Raw genomic sequence first — 366 nt, forward strand, 5'->3', positions numbered from 1 at the left:
AGAACAATGAAGGCTCGCTGCGCATCACCATGAACGGGGCGGAAAACCGCAACACGCTCGCCGGCCGTTTCATCGCCGAGACCTTCGGCTCCGGCATCCAGCATCTCGCCTTCCGGACCGACGACATTTTCGCGACTGCCGCTGCCCTTGCCGCCAATGGCTTCGTGCCGCTTTCGATCTCGCCGAACTATTATGACGACCTCGAAGCCCGCTTCGGCCTCGATGCCGAATTCGCCGAGCGGCTCAAGGCCAACAACATCCTCTATGATCGCGATGACTCAGGTGAGTATTTCCAGCTCTACAGCCCCACCTATGGCGAAGGATTGTTCTTCGAGATCGTCGAGCGGCGCGGTTATCGCGGTTATG

At 59.3% G+C, this 366-nt stretch carries 1 pseudogene; it reads left to right on the plus strand.

Features of this window, described 5'->3' with window-relative positions:
- A pseudogene (locus tag K6M89_RS30725) lies at positions 1-366 on the plus strand (3-keto-5-aminohexanoate cleavage protein); the annotation flags it as partial.

It is taken from the genome of Rhizobium croatiense (assembly GCF_019793465.1).
Classification (GTDB): Bacteria; Pseudomonadota; Alphaproteobacteria; order Rhizobiales; family Rhizobiaceae; genus Rhizobium; species Rhizobium croatiense.